Here is an 18,606-nt window from a genome sequence, read left to right as displayed (position 1 = left end):
ACCGCAGAAAAGATTAAATGAAATGTTATTTTTTAAAATTTACTTGCTGATAATAAAATGCAGGAATGAAAAGCAAAACAAATATCGGTTGAATAATAAACCGTCGCACATAAAAAAGAAGCCAATTCCCGTTAGGGAAATAATTCAGAATCACAAAAAACAACACTAAGAGTAGTCCTAAAAAAAACACATAAAGAAAAGTAGTGAACTTTAAAATCTCCTTATCGCGAAATAGTGCGTAAATAAGTATCAACGATAAAATAGTGTTTAAAAAATACCGAAAGAAAAGTCCGCAAAAAAGCTTAAAAACAGCAACTTGAGGGAATGGTAAATTTTTGAAATCCGACTCGAAATAATCCAGAAATGGATCATAAAACAATTGACTTTCAAAAGTTCTTATCAATCCAAAACACATTACAATAAATATTGCGATTAGAATTTTAATCTTATGTTCCCATAATTTACTTAGCATATTTTGAAAATGTATTAACCCAAAATACCCATAAGATAAAAACTAATCCATAAATAATTAAAGGAAATAAAACGCCATGTAAAATATGTTCATTTTCAGGAAACGAAAATAGCAGAACAGTTAAAATTGCAATGCGAAGCACATTTAAAATATAAATTAAAACACTTCCTGCTATTATGAACAATAAAGTTGTTTTAAATTTTCCGGAAAAAGCAATTACAAAAGAGACAAATAGAATAATAACACTTATTGCATTGCAACCTTCTATAATTCTAATCGTAAATTTTCCATTATACCACACTTCAAAATAAGGATGTAATACACTTTTCTGAATAATGCTATCACAATTAAATAACTGCATTACCTGTTCTACATTATGACTAACAATAGTAGTTATTCCATCAACATCATTGGCAGCAAAGCTGTTTAAATAAAATTTATAAAGTAAGGTCAGCACAATATAAGCCGAAAAGAAAGTGCCTATAAAAATCAAGAAAGGCTTAAATTGTACTAAATATTTTTTCAAGAGAATTTTTTTTCAAATTTATGTATTTTTTGATATTAGCTTTAAATACTTTTGTATAAAATTTTTATATCATGACATTTCAGGAATTACAACCAAAAATAAGCGCTATTGTTGCTGATAATAATAACGTTAGAGACGAAAAATTATTGGCAATATGCCAGTTATTAAACAAAAATGTAGAATACTATAACTGGGTTGGCTTTTATTTTGCGAATCATGAAAATAAAACCTTACATCTTGGTCCTTATGTAGGTGCAGAAACAGATCATACTGTAATTCCTTTTGGAAAAGGTATTTGTGGGCAAGTTGCTGAAAGCAATGCCAATTTTGTTGTTCCTGACGTTGCTGCGCAAGACAATTATATTGCTTGTAGTTTTACAGTAAAATCTGAAATTGTAGTTCCTTTATTTGTGAATGGAGTAAATATTGGCCAAATTGATATTGACAGCCATGTTATTGACCCGTTTACTGAAGCTGATGAACGCTTTTTAGAATTTGTAAATCAGGAAGTTGCTAAATTATTTTAATACCCCTTTTAGCTGTTTTTAAACCTACTTCAATCAATTTATGAAAAACTATTCTTTAGTTATACTCCTATTATTAGTCCCTATTTTTCTTTTCTCTCAAAACGCAACAGATAAAGTTGTTTATTTTGATTCTATTTGGAAAGAAACCACAAAAGAAAATCACAAGTTTTACAGAATCATAAAAGATTATTACGCTAACAAAGAATTCTATAAAGTATTTGATTACTATAAATCTGGTGTTTTGCAAATGCAAGGAACGTCAAAAACAAATAATGGAAATTCAAGAGAAGGGGAATTTATTTACTATTATGAAAACGGAAATAAAAAAATAGCAGAGAATTATTCTAAATCCAGAATAAGTGGAAAATTTTTTGAATGGTACGAAAATGGAAATCCAAAATTAGAGGGTGAACATATAGAATCTGAAAAAGGTTTAAATTCTGACATTAAAATTTATCAGTATTGGGATTCTAAAAACAAACATCTTGTAATAGACGGCAACGGTGATTTTGAAGAAAATGAAGAGGACCGAATTGTAAGAGGAAAAGTAAAAAACGGAGTTAAAGATGGTATATGGACTGGAGTTAATAACAAATACAAGTATAAATATACTGACGTTTACAAAAAAGGTGAATTTATTAACGGGAAGAGTACAGACTCTTCCGGGGTTGAACGCGAATATAATGTTCTCGAATTAAGAGCAGTCCCTAAAAGAGGAATTCAGGACTTCTATAATTATGTAGGTAAAAATTTCACAAAGACCCCAGAGGCAATCCAAAATAAAATAACTGGTAAATTAATTATTTCCTTTATAATTGATAAAGAAGGAAAAATTGTTGAACCTAAAATCCTTAAGTCTTTAGGATACGGACTTGATGAAGAAGCTATAAGAGTAATTAATGGTTATGAAAACTGGATTCCAGGACAACAACGAGGAGTTACTGTTCGGGTACTCTACTCTATACCTATTACTGTTACTTTATAAAAAGCTCTTTTTTGGGTATTTTAAAAATGGCAAAAAAGCAGTAATCGCAGTTTTAGTCTCTTTTTTTCAGATTCTTTTATTTTTGTTTGATTCTTTTGTTTTTTTAAACTAATTTTGCACCCGTCTTACAAAAGTTGTAAAGACATACATAAAAATCATTAAATAATATTGGAATGTATTTAACTAAGGAAAAGAAAGAAGAGATTTTCGCTCAACACGGTGCTGCAACAAACACTGGAAGCGCAGAAGGTCAGATTGCATTGTTCACTTACAGAATTTCACACTTAACTGAGCACTTGAAAAAAAATCGTCACGATTACAACACTGAGCGTTCACTTGTACTATTAGTAGGTAAAAGAAGAGCTTTGTTGGATTACTTGAAAAAGAAAGAGATCAACAGATATCGTGAGATTATCAAAGTATTGAATATCAGAAAATAATCAATATAGAAAAGAGGTGCGAGAGTGCCTCTTTTTGTTTTTACATTACAAGCATTTTAAGAAAAAAAGTTTGGTTTTTCATTGGGTTTTAGAAACAACAACTACACACAACAACTACAACACAACTAAAACCCATTGTATAACCAATAAGGAAAAATTATGATTCCACAATTATTTGTAGAAAAAATCGATTTAGGTGATGGCAGAAGCATCACAATCGAGACAGGACGTTTAGCCAAACAAGCTGATGGTTCTGTAGTAGTAAGAATTGGTAAAACTGTCATTTTAGGAACAGTGGTATCATCAAGAAAAGCAAGCCCAGGTATCGATTTTTTACCATTGACGGTAGATTATCGCGAAAAATTTGCAGCAGCAGGTCGTTTTCCTGGAGGTTTCTTTAAAAGAGAAGCTCGCCCTAGTGATAGCGAAGTATTAACAATGAGATTAGTTGACCGTGTTTTACGTCCACTTTTCCCAAGTGATTATCACGCAGAAGTTCAGGTTATGATTCAATTAATGTCTCATGATGATGAAGTTATGCCAGATGCACTAGCAGGATTGGCAGCTTCGGCAGCACTTGCTTTGTCTGACATTCCTTTTGAAACTTTAATTTCTGAAGCTAGAGTTGGAAGAATTGACGGTCAATTTATCATCAATCCATCTCGTGCACAATTAGAATTATCTGATATTGATATGATGATTGGAGCTTCGACTGATTCTATCGCAATGGTAGAAGGAGAAATGAAAGAAATCTCAGAAGCAGAAATGTTAGAAGCAATTAAATTTGCTCACGAACATATTAAAGTACAAATTGCAGCGCAGGAAAGATTAGCTGCTGCTTTTGGAAAAAAAGAAGTTCGTACTTATGAAACTGAAAAAACAGACGATGCCATTTACGCAAAAGTAAAAGCAGCGGCTTATGATAAGATTTACGCCATTGCAAGCAAAGGTTCAGCTAAACATGAACGTTCTGCTGCATTTGATGCTGTAAAAGAAGAAGTAAAAGCATTATTTACGGAAGAAGAATTGGCAGAAAACGGAGATTTAGTTTCTAAATACTTCTATAAAACTAATAAAGAAGCTGTTCGTAATGTAACTTTAGATTTAGGAACTCGTCTTGACGGAAGAAAGACTACAGAAATCAGACCAATCTGGTGTGAAGTAGATTATTTACCATCTGTTCACGGTTCAGCATTATTTACGCGTGGAGAAACTCAAGCTTTGGCAACAGCAACTTTAGGAACGTCTAGAGAAGCAAACCAAATTGATTCACCATCTGAACAAGGAGAAGAAAAATTTTATTTGCATTATAACTTCCCACCATTTTCTACAGGAGAAGCTCGTCCGTTAAGAGGAACTTCAAGAAGAGAAGTTGGACATGGTAATTTAGCTCAAAGAGCTTTGAAAAACATGATTCCTGTTGAAAATCCATATACAATCAGAGTTGTCTCTGAAGTATTGGAATCAAATGGTTCATCTTCTATGGCAACAGTTTGTGCTGGAACATTAGCATTAATGGATGCTGGTATTCAAATGATTCGTCCAGTTTCTGGAATTGCGATGGGATTGATTACTGATGGTGAGCGTTTTGCAGTTTTATCTGATATTTTAGGTGATGAAGATCATTTAGGAGATATGGATTTCAAGGTAACTGGAACTTCAGAAGGTATTACAGCTTGTCAAATGGACATCAAAATTGACGGATTGAAATACGAAATCATGGAGCAGGCTTTAGCTCAGGCTCGTGATGGACGTTTGCATATTTTAGGAAAATTACTTGAAACTCTTGCAAAACCAAATGCAGATGTTAAAGCACATTCTCCTAAAATCATTACCAGAACTATTCCTGGAAACTTTATTGGAGCATTAATTGGACCTGGAGGAAAAGTAATTCAGGAATTACAAAAAGCTACTGGAACAACTATTGTAATCAACGAAGTAAACGAAGAAGGTGTTATCGAAATCTTAGGTACAGATCCTGCTGGAATTGAAGCAGTATTGGCTAAAATTAAGTCAATCACTTTTAAACCACAAATGGGAGAAGCTTACGAAGTTAAAGTAATTAAAATGCTAGATTTTGGAGCTGTAGTAGAATATACTGCTGCACCAGGAAATGAAGTTTTATTACACGTATCTGAGTTAGCTTGGGAACGTACTGAAAATGTTACTGATGTAGTTAACATGGGTGACGTTTTTGAAGTGAAATATTTAGGTGTTGATCCTAAAACGAAAAAAGAAAAAGTGTCAAGAAAAGCGCTTTTACAAAGACCTCCACGTGAGGAGAAAAAAGAGTAATCAGATCTTAGTTTACTAAAGGTTTATTCATAGAAAACCCCAATTCATTCATTTGAATTGGGGTTTTTCGTTTTAAAAACATATATATTATATTACAATTTAACACTTATACGTGAAATTTATAACATTTTTTTGATACTTTTGAAATTACTAAAACAATTCATCAAAAGCTACAGAATCCTTTGAAAAATTATCAAAAAAAATCGATTTCCCTTACTTTATTTGGATTATTCTTGAATATTTCAATAATTTACAGTCAAACAAACAACGATATCTCTATTTATAATTGGTTTGACAAAATAGTAGGAAAAGAGAATCTGGATATTATTAATGGCATACCCCATACGAATCCTTACAGAGCAATTAACAACAACCATTTGTATTATATCAATCAATACGAATTAGGAAATCTTACCTACGAAGGACTAAATTATTATAATGTAAAGCTGAAATATGACATTTACAGAGACGTGTTAGTTATAAGCCCTTTAAACGAATCCGAAAATTTTGGTGTTAATATTACTACTTACAAGGTTAAATCTTTTTCAATTAAAGATAAAAATTTTGTTAATATTGATAAAAAAGATTCACTAGTTCCTCAATTCGCAACAGGATATTACGAAGAAAACAAAATTGCAACTAATGCCATTTTTTATATTAAACATCGCAAAAATCAACAAAAAGTTATTAATGAAGGTATGCTCTCTTATCTTTTTAAAGAGAATAACTTATATTATCTTAATTTAAAAAATAAAATATATCCAATTAAAAATAAAAACAATCTAATAAAATCTCTTCCAGATCAAAAAAAACAAATCAATGAGTTTTATTTAATGAATAGGGAACTTAGAAAATCTGACGAAAATCAATTTATGAGAAATTTGATGAAGTACATTAGTAATTCTCTTTCTATTGAACCTAAATAAGACAAATGAAAAAATTTATACTCGTCTGGGCAATTTTATTCTCATTTCAATTATCTATTGCCCAAAATTCGAATGAGAGAATATCTATTACATTCAAAGATGATACTTTAGAAAGCGCATTAAAGGCAATTGAAGTAAAAACATCAAACAAATTTTATTTTGATCCTATCTGGTTCAGCTCAAATAAAACTTTGATAAATGAAACTTATACCGATATTAAAATCGATGAGTTACTGGATAAAATTTTAAATCAAACTGATTTAAATTTTATCATTTTAAAAAACAAGATAATCCTGACATTAAACAGGACTATTCACGATGATTTACCTTCCAATTATTTCAGTGATGCTCCAATTGAAACCTTGAGTAATAACAGTAGCGATAATCCTGTTTTTTATCAGCAATATGATTCATTAAACAGTTATAGCGTAACGAAAAAAGCATCAATTGTTTTTATTGGTAAAGAGAATAAAAATATTGCCAAGAATAATTATACTATATCAGGTTCAATAAAAAATGCCGAAACTGGTAAACCTGAAGCCAACATTTACATTAAAGTAAGAAAAAAAAACATCAGTACTTCTAGTGATTCTGATGGAAATTATACTTTACAACTTCCAAGAGGAATTAATGTTATCGAAATACAGTCATTAAATCATAAAGAAGTAACAAAGACTTTAATGGTTTATGATGATGGTACTTTTGATATTAATGTTAACGATAAATCAAATCAGTTAGATGAAGTTGTAATTAATAAAAAAGGGAAAAAACAAATCGAAACCACTGTTTCTGGATTAGTTTCTATTGATATTGAAGGAATAAAAAATGTTCCGTTAATTCTTGGTGAAAGAGACATTTTAAAAGTTGCAACTACTTTTCCAGGTATTAAAACTACCGGCGAAGGATCGGCAGGGTTCAATGTTAGAGGTGGAAAAGATGATCAAAATTTAATACTTTTAGACAATGCAGTACTTTACAACCCACAACACTTTTTAGGTTTTTTCTCATCTATAAATCCGTATACCGTTAAAAAAGCAGACATTTATAAAGGAAGTATTCCTGCAGATTTCGGAGGAAGACTATCATCTGTATTTGATATTAGTACAAAAAACGGAAATGCTGAAAAATTTTCCGGTGAAGGCGCAATTGGTCCAATTACATCAAATCTGACACTTAGTTTACCAATCGAAAAAAACAAATCGAGTATTGTTCTTGGAGGCCGTGCCACTTACTCTGACTGGATATTGAAATCGTTGGATGATGAAAATCTAAAAAATAGTCAAGCCGGATTTTATGACGGAATCCTGAAATACAACAATGCAATTAACAGCAACAACAATATTGAAGCAACAGGATATTATAGTCATGACCGTTTTAGTCTAAGTTCAGATTCTATTTATAAATACAGTAACAGACTTGCTTCATTAAAATGGGATCATACTTTTAACAAAAAAAGTAAAGCCGCTTTAATTTTTACTAATAGTGAATATAAGTTTAATATTGATTATGACTCTGATGATCTTAATTCATTTGATTTTGGATATAAAGTAAACGAGTCGCAATTACAGTTAAAACTAAATTATCAATTAACTCCAAAACATAATTTATCGTACGGAATTTCAAGCAAACTTTATAATATTTCACCAGGATATCAACACTCTAAAAATCCTGAATCTCTTTTAATTTCGACTGATCTTGAAAAGGAGAGAGCTTTAGAATCGGCAATTTACTTAGCAGACAGCTACAAAATAAGCGAGAAATTATTGCTTGATTTAGGTTTGAGATATTCTTATTATACAGCTTTAGGAGAAGCTGATATAAATTCTTATCAGGCAGGCTTACCTTTAAGCGACGAAACTGTAACAGGAACCATACATTATAAAAAAAATGAAGCTATAAAAACATATGGAGGCTTTGAGCCTCGTCTTGCAGCACGTTATTTTATTACGGAAGATTTCTCGATAAAGGCCGGATATGATATGACAAGACAATACATACACCTTTTATCAAGTAATACAACACAATCCCCCACAGATACATGGAAATTATCAGATTCAAATGTTGCTCCTCAAACTGCACAACAAATCTCTTTAGGATTCTTTAAAAATCTAAAAGATGAAGAATATGAAGTTAGTCTTGAAGGATACTATAAAAAATCTAAAAATATTCTTGACTATAAAATTGGTGCACAACTTTTGTTAAATCAAAATGTTGAAACCAAATTATTACAAGGTGAAGGAAAAGCTTATGGAGTTGAACTTTTATTAAAGAAAACTACAGGAAGATTAAATGGATGGATTGGATATACCTATTCCCGTACACTTATTAAACTGGATAGCCAATTTAGTTCCGAAAAGGTAAATAATGGAGATTACTTTCCGGCAAATTTCGACAAGCCTCACGATCTAAGTGCCATTTTAAATTATAAATTTACAAGACGTTACAGTTTATCAACCAATTTCTTGTATCAAACCGGAAGACCTATAACCTATCCTATTGGAACTTATCAATATGGAAATGCGCAATACACATTATATAGCGACAGAAACGCTTATAGAATTCCGGATTATATTCGTTTAGATATGGGAATTAACATTGAAGGAAATCATAAAATAAAAAAACTTGCGCATAGTTTCTGGAACATATCAGTTTATAATGTGTTAGGAAGAAATAATCCGTACTCGATTTATTTTGTTACTGACCAAAGCGGAAAAGTGAAAGGTCATAAAACATCTATCTTTTCTATTCCTGTACCCAGTATAACTTATAATTTTAAATTTTAACATCAGAATCAAATGAATTTAACAAAAATAAGAAGGGTTTTTATTTATCAAATAGTTCTATTATTGCTTTTAAGTTCGATTTTTATTGGTTGTAGTGAAGCATATAATTTACAAACCAATAATTATGAAGAATTATTAGTAGTAGAAGCGACTATAACTAATGAGTTTAAAAAACAAGAGATAAAAATAACTAAGACATCTAAGTTTGAAGATGAAGATGTTCAAGTTGAACTTGGAGCAACCGTAAATGTTTATGACAACAAAGGCAAGAATTATATCTTTAAGGAAGAATCAGGAATTTATGTTTCTGAAAATGAATTTCAGGCAGAGCCCAACATACAATATACACTTAATATTCTTACATCTGATGGAAAAAGATATCAATCATCAAACCAAACTTTAACAACAAAAAATGAAATAGAAAGTATTACTCCGAAGGTTGTTACAAATAATGAAGGAAGGGGTGTGGAAATAAATGTAAAAAGTTATGATCCTACTAATACTTCTAAATATTACAGATACAAATATGAAGAAACATATAAAATAATTGCTCCAAAGTGGAGCGATACCAAAGCAATTGTCACCGGTCCACAACAAATCACCTTAGAACCAAATTCCCTAAATACTAAAACCTGTTACAGCACAAAAAAATCAAATGACATAATTTTAACTAGTACTATAAATTTAAATGAAGATAGAGTAAATTTCCCGGTAAGATTTATTAGCGATCAAAACTATATTATTAGCCATCGATATAGCATTCTTGTGACACAATATGTGCAAAGTTTGGAGTCGTACAATTTTTATAGAATAATGAAGGAAATATCAACCAGCTTAAGCACCTTATCACCAAAGCAACCAGGTATACTAAATGGTAATATCAAATGCATAACTAATAATAATGAAAAGGTAATAGGCTTTTTTGATGTTTCATCTGCTTCGTCGAAGAGAATATTTTTCAATTATAAAGACCTATTTCCTGGTGAAGAAATTCCTCCATATTTCACGGATTGTACATTGTCTACTTATAGATTTTGTTTTGGTTTTGGAGATCCTCCGTGCATGGGTATTACATTAATTAATGGATTAAAGGACAATAGGATAACATATTTCTTTTTAAATCATCCAATAGATTACATTATGGTGCCGGTCGAATGCGGAGATTGCACATCATTTTCATCTAATATAATACCTTCATTTTGGACAGAATAAAACACTTTATCATATTGTTTGTACTAATAAGTACACAATTCGTTGGTGCACAACAAACCATCTTTTTAGACGAGGCTGTTTTTATCCATTCAAATGCCACGACATTTGTTTCGGGTGAAACCTTATTGTTTAAAATTTATTGTTTAAAATCTACAGATAAAACACCAAGCAACATTAGCAAAGTTAGTTACGTAGAACTTGTAGATAATAATAAAAAATCTGTTTTTAAAATAAAGGTTTCTTTAGAAAATGGGATTGGTCAAGGCGATTATTTCGTTCCTACTACTTTAAAAACAGGAAATTACAAACTTATAGGTTACACCAATTGGATGTTAAACAAACCAGTTTCTGAGTTGTTTCAATTAGACATCAATATTGTTAATCCTTACAAGACAACAGAGAAAAGTACTTCTGAAAACACTTTAATTGAAAATGAAGTTAATTCTTCAACTAGTTCTGAAATCTCATCAAATCAAAAAAACATCACAAACGATAATGTCAAACTTAATTTGAAAAAAAAGACATTTTCAAATCGTGAATTAGTTGATTTGAAAATTGAATCTGCAAACGCCAATTTTATAGATGGAAATTATTCTTTATCTGTTAGAAAATTAGACAACATACCTACTATAAGTCAAATCTCTGCTGTAGAATTTGCTATGAAATCATCATATCCGGTCTTGCTTGATTTACAAAATAACGGTCAAAAAATAATTTTGCCGGAACTTAGAGGAGAAACTATTACCGGCAAAATTACAGCTCAAAATATTACTGATAAAGTTAATGATATAAGTATCGGCTTATCTATTCCTGGAAAATCTTTTGCCTTTAAGGTAGTCAAAACAGATACCGAAGGAAATTTTATATTTAGCATTAATAAAACCTATTACACATCAGATATTACTGTTCAAGTTATTGATGAAAAAGCTATTAATTATAATCTGACAATAAACAATCCTCCGGAAATAGATTACTCAAAATTATCTTTTAAGCAAAATGCTAATTTATCGTATACGATTAAGGAAAGTCTTTTAGACAGATCCGTTTCTAGTCAGGTTGAAAACGCATATTACCATAAAAAAATAGATCATATTGAAAAAACGCCAATACTTGAAACTTTCTATTATCCACTTGCCAAAGAATACATTTTAGATGATTATACCAGATTTAAAACATTAAAAGAAACAATGACAGAAGTTGCAACTGAAATTTATCACAAACAAGTAGGCGACAAAGTATATCTACACGTAAACGATCCGAGTGTTTTTCCACAATTAGCAGACCCAGCTTTAGTTTTGGTTGATGGCTTGTACTTAGAAAATCAAAATGGTTTGATGAATTACAACATCAAAAATGTTTATAAGATTGATCTTATTATTGGAAGATATTATGTTGGCTCAAAATCTTTTAATGGTTTAATTAATTTCATCACTTTTGATAAAGATTTTAAAAACACACAAACCGGAAGTTTTATTGCAAAACCAACCGTATTAAGACCACAGCCAAAAAAATTATACAACAAAATTGAGTATACTAATTCTAGCGATAATGCAACAATTCCAGATTTCAGAAATCAATTGTTCTGGAATCCTGAAGTAGTAATAAACAGCAAGAACAATAACTCTTTTTACACATCAGATATTTCCGGAATTTTCGAGGTAAGGCTTGAAGGTTTTGCAAAAAACGGATCGCCGGTTTCTTTAAAAGAAACGATAGAAGTAAAAATGTAATTGCTAATTAAAAACATTTTGTTCTTAAGATAAGTAATCATATTAGTTAATAAAATATTTACAAAAATCCCAATTCATTCATTTGAATTGGGATTTTCCGTTAATAATAACAAATAATTTATCACATTTTAACAATTATAGTCAAAATCTATAACATTTTTTTAATACTTTTGAAATCAACCAAAACAAAACACTAAAACGACCAATCCTTTGAAAAATCATCAACAAAAAACTATTTTCCTTGTTTTATTTGGATTATTCTTAAATATTCACTCTAGCCAAGGTCAAACAAATGATGACATTACAGTCTATAATTGGTTCGATAAAAATTTAGGTTTAGAATCTTTAGATTTCAAAAATGGATTAGCACATTTGAATTTTGACAAGACGGCTACTAATCAAAATCGCTATTTGATTGATGAATTCAAGAAAGGAAGTATTAACTACAATGACCAATTGTATTTTGATTTGTTTCTCAAATACGACATTTATAGTGACGAATTGGTTTTAAGACCTTATGATGAAGCTAACACAACCAAAATCAACCTTGTTAAAGATAAAATCAAGTCTTTTACTATTGGTAATGATAAATTTACTAACCTTAAAGTATTAAACACATCAATCTTCAAAGGTGGATATTATGAGGAAATATTAATTGGAAATAACATTACGCTTTATATCAAATATTACAAAGAAAAAAAGAAAAGCGTTAAAGATGAAATTAATTTAATTGATTATGTACCCAAATACGAGTTTGTCTTATTAAAAGAAAACAAGTATAATTTGATAACTGAAAAAAAAGAAATCATAACGCTGTTTCCTGACGGTAAAAGAAAAATAAATGATTTCTATCTTATGAATAGAGACTTAAGAAAAGTAAATCCTTCCTTATTCATGAAAAACCTTATCAAGTACATTAATAATTAAAATTTGCAGAAATCATCCAAATGAGAATATTCACAATCCTTTTATTATTTTTCGGTTTTAATCAGTTAATGTATTCACAAGTTCAAAAAAACACAATTAACATTAATTACAACAACATCAGCAGAGTTGATGTTTTAAAAAAAATTGAAGCGTCTACTAATTATAAATTTTATTTCCAGGACGATTGGTTCGACAATACTGTTTTAATTTCAGGTGATTATTCAAATAAGACTATTGAAGAATTATTGTCAAAAGTTTTAGAAGACACTGATCTTAATTTTTTTATTAGTAAAAACAAAATCATATTAACAAAAAACAGTGTTATTTATAGCAAATTACCGAGTAACGGAACAAAAGATTCTAATGTACCAATCTTTTTCCAACAATATGATTCTGTCAAAAAAAATAAATTAGAATCAGCTTCTATTGCATTAATCGGTAAAGAAACATTAGATTCAGATGTTGAACTTTATACACTTTCAGGTCATATTACAGATTTAAAAGATGGCAAACCTCTGGCGGATATCACTGTAAAAGCAAAAAATACTGCCATATCTACTATTACAAATACTGAAGGATTTTATAGCTTAAAACTTCCTACCGGTCTGAGTACAATAGAAATCGAGTCCATATTTCACAATAGTACTTCTCGAAAAATCATGATTTATAGTAACGGTACTTTGGATTTTTCAATCATCGAAAAAATTAATCAATTAGATGAAGTATTGGTAAAAGGAAAGGACAGCCAAAATATAAGAACAGCAATTACTGGTGTTACAACTATCGAAGCTGAGGGAATTAAAAATATCCCCTTAGTACTTGGAGAACGGGATATTTTTAAAGTTGCATTAACTATTCCCGGGATCAAAACTGCTGGTGAAGGTTCTTCAGGATTTAATGTCCGAGGAGGAAAAGAAGATCAAAACCTGATATTATTGGACAATGCAACCATCTACAACCCGACACACCTTTTTGGATTTTTCTCCTCTGTTAATCCTTATACTATAAACAAAGTTGACATTTACAAAGGTGGAATACCTCCGGAATTTGGAGGCAGGTTATCATCTGTTTTTGACATTGTTTCTAAAAATGGGAATACCGAAAAAATATCGGGAGAAGGCGGAATCGGTCCAGTAACAAGCAATCTTACGGTTTCAATTCCTGTAGTAAAGGATAAAGCAAGTTTATTAATAGGCGGAAGAGCCACCTATTCAGATTGGATTTTAAAGCAATTGGATGATGAAAACCTGAAAAATAGCCAGGCTTCTTTTTATGATTTATTTGCAAAATACAATCACAAGATAAACAAAAACAATTCGGTAGAAGGAACCGGATATTACAGTAAAGATGTTTATAGTATAACTCCTGACTCTATTTACAGATACAGCAATAGCCTTGTTTCTCTAAAATGGAAACATGCTTTTAATGAAAAAAACAGCAGCGAACTAAACTTTACAAACAGCGAATATAAATTCAGTATTAATTATGAATCTACTAATCCTGAATCATTTATTTTCAAATATAAAATAAATGAGACTCAGGCAAATTTAAAATTCAATAGCGAACTTAATACTAACCATAAATTCACTTACGGAATAACGAGTAAATTATACAAAGTTAATCCGGGAGAATTAAGCCCAAATGGAGACTCTTCAATTGTGACTCCTACAAAAGTAGATAATGAAAAAGGACTGGAATCAGCTGTATTTTTTTCTGATAAATTTCAAATTACTGAAAAGTTATTATTGGATATTGGAGCCCGATATTCTCTTTATGCAGCTTTAGGACCATCCACACAAAAAATTTATGAAGAAGGCGTTCCTATGACTCCTTCGACTGTAACCGCAGAAAAGACATATACTAATAATCAAGTTATCAATACATCTGGTGGATTTGAGCCAAGAATAGGTTTGAGATATATCTTTGATGAAAGTTTATTTGTAAAAGCTGGTCTCGATAAAAATTTCCAATATATTCACTTACTAACAAATAATACAACTCAGTCTCCAACCGATACCTGGAAATTATCTGATTTGAATGTAAAACCAGAAAGTGGATTACAATATTCATTAGGTATTTTTAAAAAATTAGAATACAAAGACCTTGAGCTAAGTCTGGAAGGCTATTATAAAACATCAAAAAACATATTAGATTACAAAGTAGGTGCCAATATTCTTTTAAATAAGGATTTAGAAACTGAGTTATTGCAAGGAGACGGAAAAGCATACGGAGTTGAGTTTTTATTGAAAAAGCCGAACGGAAGACTTAACGGATGGATTGGATATACATATTCTAGAACATTTATAAAATTGGACAGTCAGTTTAATGATGAAAAAGTAAATAACGGTGAATATTTCCCAACCAATTTTGACAAGCCACACGACTTTAGTATTGTAATGAATTATAAATTTACACATCGCTATAGCTTTTCTTCTAATTTTGTATATCAAACCGGCAGACCTGTTACTTACCCAATAGGTAAATATTTTTATCAAGGCGCTGAATATACCATGTACAGCGACCGAAATAAATACCGAATCCCTGATTATTACAGACTTGACATAGGACTTAACATTGAAGGAAATCATAAAATAAAAAAATTAGCACATAGTTTCTGGAATATTTCGATCTACAATGTATTGGGAAGAAACAATCCTTACTCCATCTTTTTTGTAACAAAAGAAGGACAGATTAAAGCCTATCAGACCTCTATTTTTGCAGTTCCGATACCAACTATTACTTATAATTTTAAATTTTAAAGATTATGAAAGTCTTATTCAGATTTCTCACAATATTAATACTCTCAACAACTGTTGGGTGTACCACTCCGTATGAATATCAAACTAACGGATTTGATGATGTTATTACAATAGAGGCCACTATAACTGATCAATATAAAACTCAGGAAATAAAACTTACCAGAACCTATAAGCTTGAAGAAAAAATACCAACATTCGAAACCAAAGCTATTGTTTTTGTGACCGATGATCAGGGAAACAAATACGATTTTAAAGAGAATGCAGCATCTTATACCTCAATAAATGAATTTCAGGCAAGTCCGGGCAGAACTTATGAATTGCATATTCGCACACAAGATGGAAGATCATACGTTTCAAGCGCAGAAAAATTACCACAACAAACCCAGATTGAAAGTGTAAACGTTGCCGCAGTTACCAAAGAAGGAGTTCTTGGAGCAGAAATTACAGTAAATAGTAATGACCCAACTAATTCATCAAAATATTACAGATATGAATATGAAGAAACTTCTCAAATTATTGCACCAAAATGGTACCCACAAGAATTAGTGGTAAATAATGGAGGGGTGACTCTTCAAAACAGAACTAGTGAGGCAAAATTTTGCTATAAAACTGAGAAATCAAACACTTTGCTTTTAACCAGTACAAGCGATTTATCAGAAGATAAAGTAACTAATTTCCCAGTTAGATTCATTCCAAGTGCTGATAAATTTATAAGAAACAGGTATAGCATTTTAGTAAAACAATATATTCAGAGCCTGGCTGCTCATACTTTTTCTGAAACACTAAAAGAAATATCAAATAATGGAAGTATTTTATCTCAAACGCAACCTGGATTTTTTTATGGAAATATTAAATCAGAAAATAATCCATCAGAAAAAGTAATAGGATATTTTGATGTATCGTCATACTCTGAAAAAAGAATATTTTTCAATTTTACAGATCTTTTCCCGAAAGAACGAAGACCAGAATATCAGTATGACTGTCCTACAGAAATACCAGAATCAGATTTTGGGCAGTACTTTTTCAATTATTGCTTTTCTGCAAATCCAAATGCAGGCTGTCAGGGAAATTTGGTAGTAGAATTAATTAGAACAAAAATTAAAGTCTTTTTTCCTAATGAAGGTCCTCAGTATTTATTGTACCCTATAGAATGCGGAGATTGCACATCATTTTCATCAAATATAAAACCATCATTTTGGATAGATTAAAATATATACTAGTCATAGCTTTAATAGTAAGTTATCAGCAAATTTGTTTTGCTCAGAAAAACAATACTATAAACGAACTGAATGAGATAGACAAAAAGTTAAACGAGTCAATTTACGTTAGTACAAATGGAAACTCATTCTTAACCGGAGAAACTTTACTCTACAAGTTTTTCTGTATAAATAGTACAACAAATATTCCATCAAAATATAGTAAAGTAGCCTATCTTAAACTAATAGACAGTAATAAGAAAACCATTTTTACCCATAAATTATTCCTTGAAAATGGAGTCGCAAATGGTGACTTTTTTATTCCAACCACTTTAGAAACCGGAAGCTATAAAATAATTGGTTATACCAGTTGGATGTTGAACAAAAATGCTTCAGTATATTTTAATCAAGATATTTTTATAATAAATCCATACAAAGAAAAATCAAAAAATCTTATCTCTCAGAAAGTTCTCCAGACAGAAGCAATAACAAATGACAATATTTCTTTTGATCTAAAAAGTAAAACATACAAAAACAGAGATAAAATAGAATTTAAAATCAATACCGGTTCTGAGGAATTTGCTAAAGGAAATTATATCTTATCTGTTAGAAAAACAGATGGCTTACTATCTCAAAATAAAATAAATTTCAAAGAATTACAAGCGGAAAATCAAAATAGAAATTTCAGTACCGAAATTAACAATATTGATTTTGCACTTCCTGAATTACGTGGAGAGATAATAAGTGGAAAATTATCCTCTAACACAGCAGAAGTTAAAAATAAAAAAGTGGCACTTTCTATTGTAGGTAAATACAATGATTTGAAATTGACGAAGACAGATGATCAGGGTAAATTTCAATTTAATTTAGAAAAACCGAATGCAAATTCAAACATTCTTGTTCAGGTAATTGAAGACAATAAAGAAGAATATACTGTAGCAATTGACCAAGAGAAAGATATTGATATTTCAAATTTGATGTTCCCCGTTTTTGAGTTTAATTCAGACTTTGTAAATAATGTAACGGAACGTTTAGTTTCTACTCAAATCGAAAATGCCTATTATACCAAAAAGAAAGACAGTATTATAATTCCTAACGATAGTATTGCATTTTATGGTTCTTTATCTAAAGAATTTAAATTGGATGTATTTACAAGATTCCCAACAATGACAGAAACAATTACAGAAGTCGTAGCTGGTGTTTACTTCAAAAAAATCAACAACGATTATTCCATACACGTTTACGATTATGACCCTAATTATGAATCAACAATACCTGCTTTAATAGTCGTTGACGGATTAATTATTCAAAATGTAAATGAATTGTTTACCTATAATCCTAAGAACATTTATAAAGTTAATGTTGTAAAAGGACTTTATTATTATGGCTCAAAATCATTCAACGGAATTGTTGCTTTTACAACCAAAAATGGAGATTATGACACCAGTCTTAAAGGTAATTTTATAATTAGGCCAGAAATTTTAAGGCCTCAATATAAAAAAGAATATTTTCAGCCAGATTATGCAGATAGCAAATATTCAAGAATTCCAGATTACAGGCATCAATTATTATGGATGCCAAAAGTTGATTTGAGTAATTTAGATTCAAAAATATCTTTTTATGCATCTGATGTTTCAGGTAAATATGAAATAATTTTAGAAGGATTTTCGGCTACAGGAAAACCAGTTTTTATAAAAGAAAATATTGAAATACAGGATTTAATCTCAAATTAAAACTTCAATACTTAAAATAAAAAGATCCGTTTCAGCATGTTGAAACGGATCTTTTTATTTTTTTTTATAATTATTGTAACTTTTTTGAAACTTCT

The 18,606-nt window shown here is 30.2% G+C and carries 14 protein-coding genes; 12 read left to right on the top strand and 2 right to left on the bottom strand.

The window, feature by feature from the left end:
- Positions 1 to 25: 25 nt before the first annotated feature.
- Positions 26 to 472 carry an exosortase F system-associated protein gene (locus ASC72_RS09445; protein WP_056190146.1) on the bottom strand — a complete coding sequence of 149 codons (447 nt, stop codon included), beginning with the start codon at positions 470 to 472 and terminating at the stop codon, positions 26 to 28.
- The gene (xrtF, locus tag ASC72_RS09440; RefSeq protein ID WP_056190144.1) at positions 462 to 998 is read right to left on the bottom strand and encodes an exosortase family protein XrtF; all 537 of its coding nucleotides are present in this window, start codon (positions 996 to 998) and stop codon (positions 462 to 464) included. Before xrtF ends, ASC72_RS09445 begins: the two co-directional genes overlap by 11 nt.
- A gap of 71 nt (positions 999 to 1,069) precedes the next feature.
- On the opposite strand from xrtF, the gene ASC72_RS09435 reads away from it, so the two are divergent.
- The 12 genes from ASC72_RS09435 to ASC72_RS09380 all read left to right on the top strand — a co-directional run bounded on the left by ASC72_RS09435 (position 1,070) and on the right by ASC72_RS09380 (position 18,511).
- Positions 1,070 to 1,525: a GAF domain-containing protein gene (locus tag ASC72_RS09435; protein ID WP_056190141.1), complete on the top strand. Its 456-nt coding sequence runs from the start codon at positions 1,070 to 1,072 to the stop codon at positions 1,523 to 1,525.
- 40 nt (positions 1,526 to 1,565) lie between these two features.
- On the top strand, positions 1,566 to 2,510 hold the full coding sequence (locus tag ASC72_RS09430) for an energy transducer TonB (RefSeq protein ID WP_056190139.1): 945 nt from the start codon (positions 1,566 to 1,568) through the stop codon (positions 2,508 to 2,510).
- A 173-nt stretch (positions 2,511 to 2,683) separates the two neighbouring features.
- The gene (gene rpsO, locus ASC72_RS09425) at positions 2,684 to 2,950 is read left to right on the top strand and encodes a 30S ribosomal protein S15 (RefSeq protein ID WP_026983900.1); all 267 of its coding nucleotides are present in this window, start codon (positions 2,684 to 2,686) and stop codon (positions 2,948 to 2,950) included.
- A 159-nt stretch (positions 2,951 to 3,109) separates the two neighbouring features.
- A complete protein-coding gene (locus ASC72_RS09420) occupies positions 3,110 to 5,245 on the top strand; it encodes a polyribonucleotide nucleotidyltransferase (RefSeq protein ID WP_056190137.1) in 2,136 nt (711 codons plus the stop codon).
- 182 nt (positions 5,246 to 5,427) lie between these two features.
- Positions 5,428 to 6,171: a hypothetical protein gene (locus ASC72_RS09415; RefSeq protein ID WP_056190135.1), complete on the top strand. Its 744-nt coding sequence runs from the start codon at positions 5,428 to 5,430 to the stop codon at positions 6,169 to 6,171.
- 5 nt (positions 6,172 to 6,176) lie between these two features.
- Positions 6,177 to 8,954, top strand: a complete 2,778-nt coding sequence (locus ASC72_RS09410; RefSeq protein ID WP_056190132.1) for a TonB-dependent receptor domain-containing protein — start codon at positions 6,177 to 6,179, stop codon at positions 8,952 to 8,954.
- A 12-nt stretch (positions 8,955 to 8,966) separates the two neighbouring features.
- Positions 8,967 to 10,166, top strand: coding sequence for a DUF4249 domain-containing protein (locus tag ASC72_RS09405; RefSeq protein ID WP_056190130.1), 1,200 nt, complete (start codon positions 8,967 to 8,969; stop codon positions 10,164 to 10,166).
- Positions 10,167 to 10,180: 14 nt separating this feature from the next.
- A complete protein-coding gene (locus ASC72_RS09400; RefSeq protein ID WP_241775670.1) occupies positions 10,181 to 11,896 on the top strand; it encodes a hypothetical protein in 1,716 nt (571 codons plus the stop codon).
- Between the two features lie 210 nt (positions 11,897 to 12,106).
- Complete coding sequence (locus ASC72_RS09395; protein WP_056190126.1) at positions 12,107 to 12,823, top strand: hypothetical protein; 717 nt, start codon at positions 12,107 to 12,109, stop codon at positions 12,821 to 12,823.
- Between the two features lie 20 nt (positions 12,824 to 12,843).
- Entirely contained in the window at positions 12,844 to 15,582 is a 2,739-nt protein-coding gene (locus ASC72_RS09390) for a TonB-dependent receptor plug domain-containing protein (RefSeq protein WP_056190124.1), read from the top strand.
- A 5-nt stretch (positions 15,583 to 15,587) separates the two neighbouring features.
- Positions 15,588 to 16,790 carry a DUF4249 domain-containing protein gene (locus ASC72_RS09385; RefSeq protein ID WP_056190121.1) on the top strand — a complete coding sequence of 401 codons (1,203 nt, stop codon included), beginning with the start codon at positions 15,588 to 15,590 and terminating at the stop codon, positions 16,788 to 16,790.
- Complete coding sequence (locus ASC72_RS09380; RefSeq protein ID WP_056190119.1) at positions 16,778 to 18,511, top strand: hypothetical protein; 1,734 nt, start codon at positions 16,778 to 16,780, stop codon at positions 18,509 to 18,511. Before ASC72_RS09385 ends, ASC72_RS09380 begins: the two co-directional genes overlap by 13 nt.
- Positions 18,512 to 18,606: the final 95 nt, after the last annotated feature.

This window comes from Flavobacterium sp. Root420 (assembly GCF_001427905.1).
Lineage (GTDB): Bacteria > Bacteroidota > Bacteroidia > Flavobacteriales > Flavobacteriaceae > Flavobacterium.
Note: the sequence above shows the minus strand (reverse complement) of the source record. Positions and strands in the feature narration are given on the sequence as shown.

Bases quoted from the DNA above. Each gene is read 5' to 3' on its own strand.
- rpsO (WP_026983900.1), top strand. From the start codon at position 2,684: ATGTATTTAACTAAGGAAAAGAAAGAAGAGATTTTCGCTCAACACGGT.
- ASC72_RS09405 (WP_056190130.1), top strand. From the start codon at position 8,967: ATGAATTTAACAAAAATAAGAAGGGTTTTTATTTATCAAATAGTTCTA.
- ASC72_RS09410 (WP_056190132.1), top strand. From the start codon at position 6,177: ATGAAAAAATTTATACTCGTCTGGGCAATTTTATTCTCATTTCAATTA.
- ASC72_RS09390 (WP_056190124.1), top strand. From the start codon at position 12,844: ATGAGAATATTCACAATCCTTTTATTATTTTTCGGTTTTAATCAGTTA.
- ASC72_RS09385 (WP_056190121.1), top strand. From the start codon at position 15,588: ATGAAAGTCTTATTCAGATTTCTCACAATATTAATACTCTCAACAACT.
- ASC72_RS09420 (WP_056190137.1), top strand. From the start codon at position 3,110: ATGATTCCACAATTATTTGTAGAAAAAATCGATTTAGGTGATGGCAGA.
- ASC72_RS09435 (WP_056190141.1), top strand. From the start codon at position 1,070: ATGACATTTCAGGAATTACAACCAAAAATAAGCGCTATTGTTGCTGAT.
- ASC72_RS09445 (WP_056190146.1), bottom strand. From the start codon at position 472: ATGCTAAGTAAATTATGGGAACATAAGATTAAAATTCTAATCGCAATA.
- ASC72_RS09430 (WP_056190139.1), top strand. From the start codon at position 1,566: ATGAAAAACTATTCTTTAGTTATACTCCTATTATTAGTCCCTATTTTT.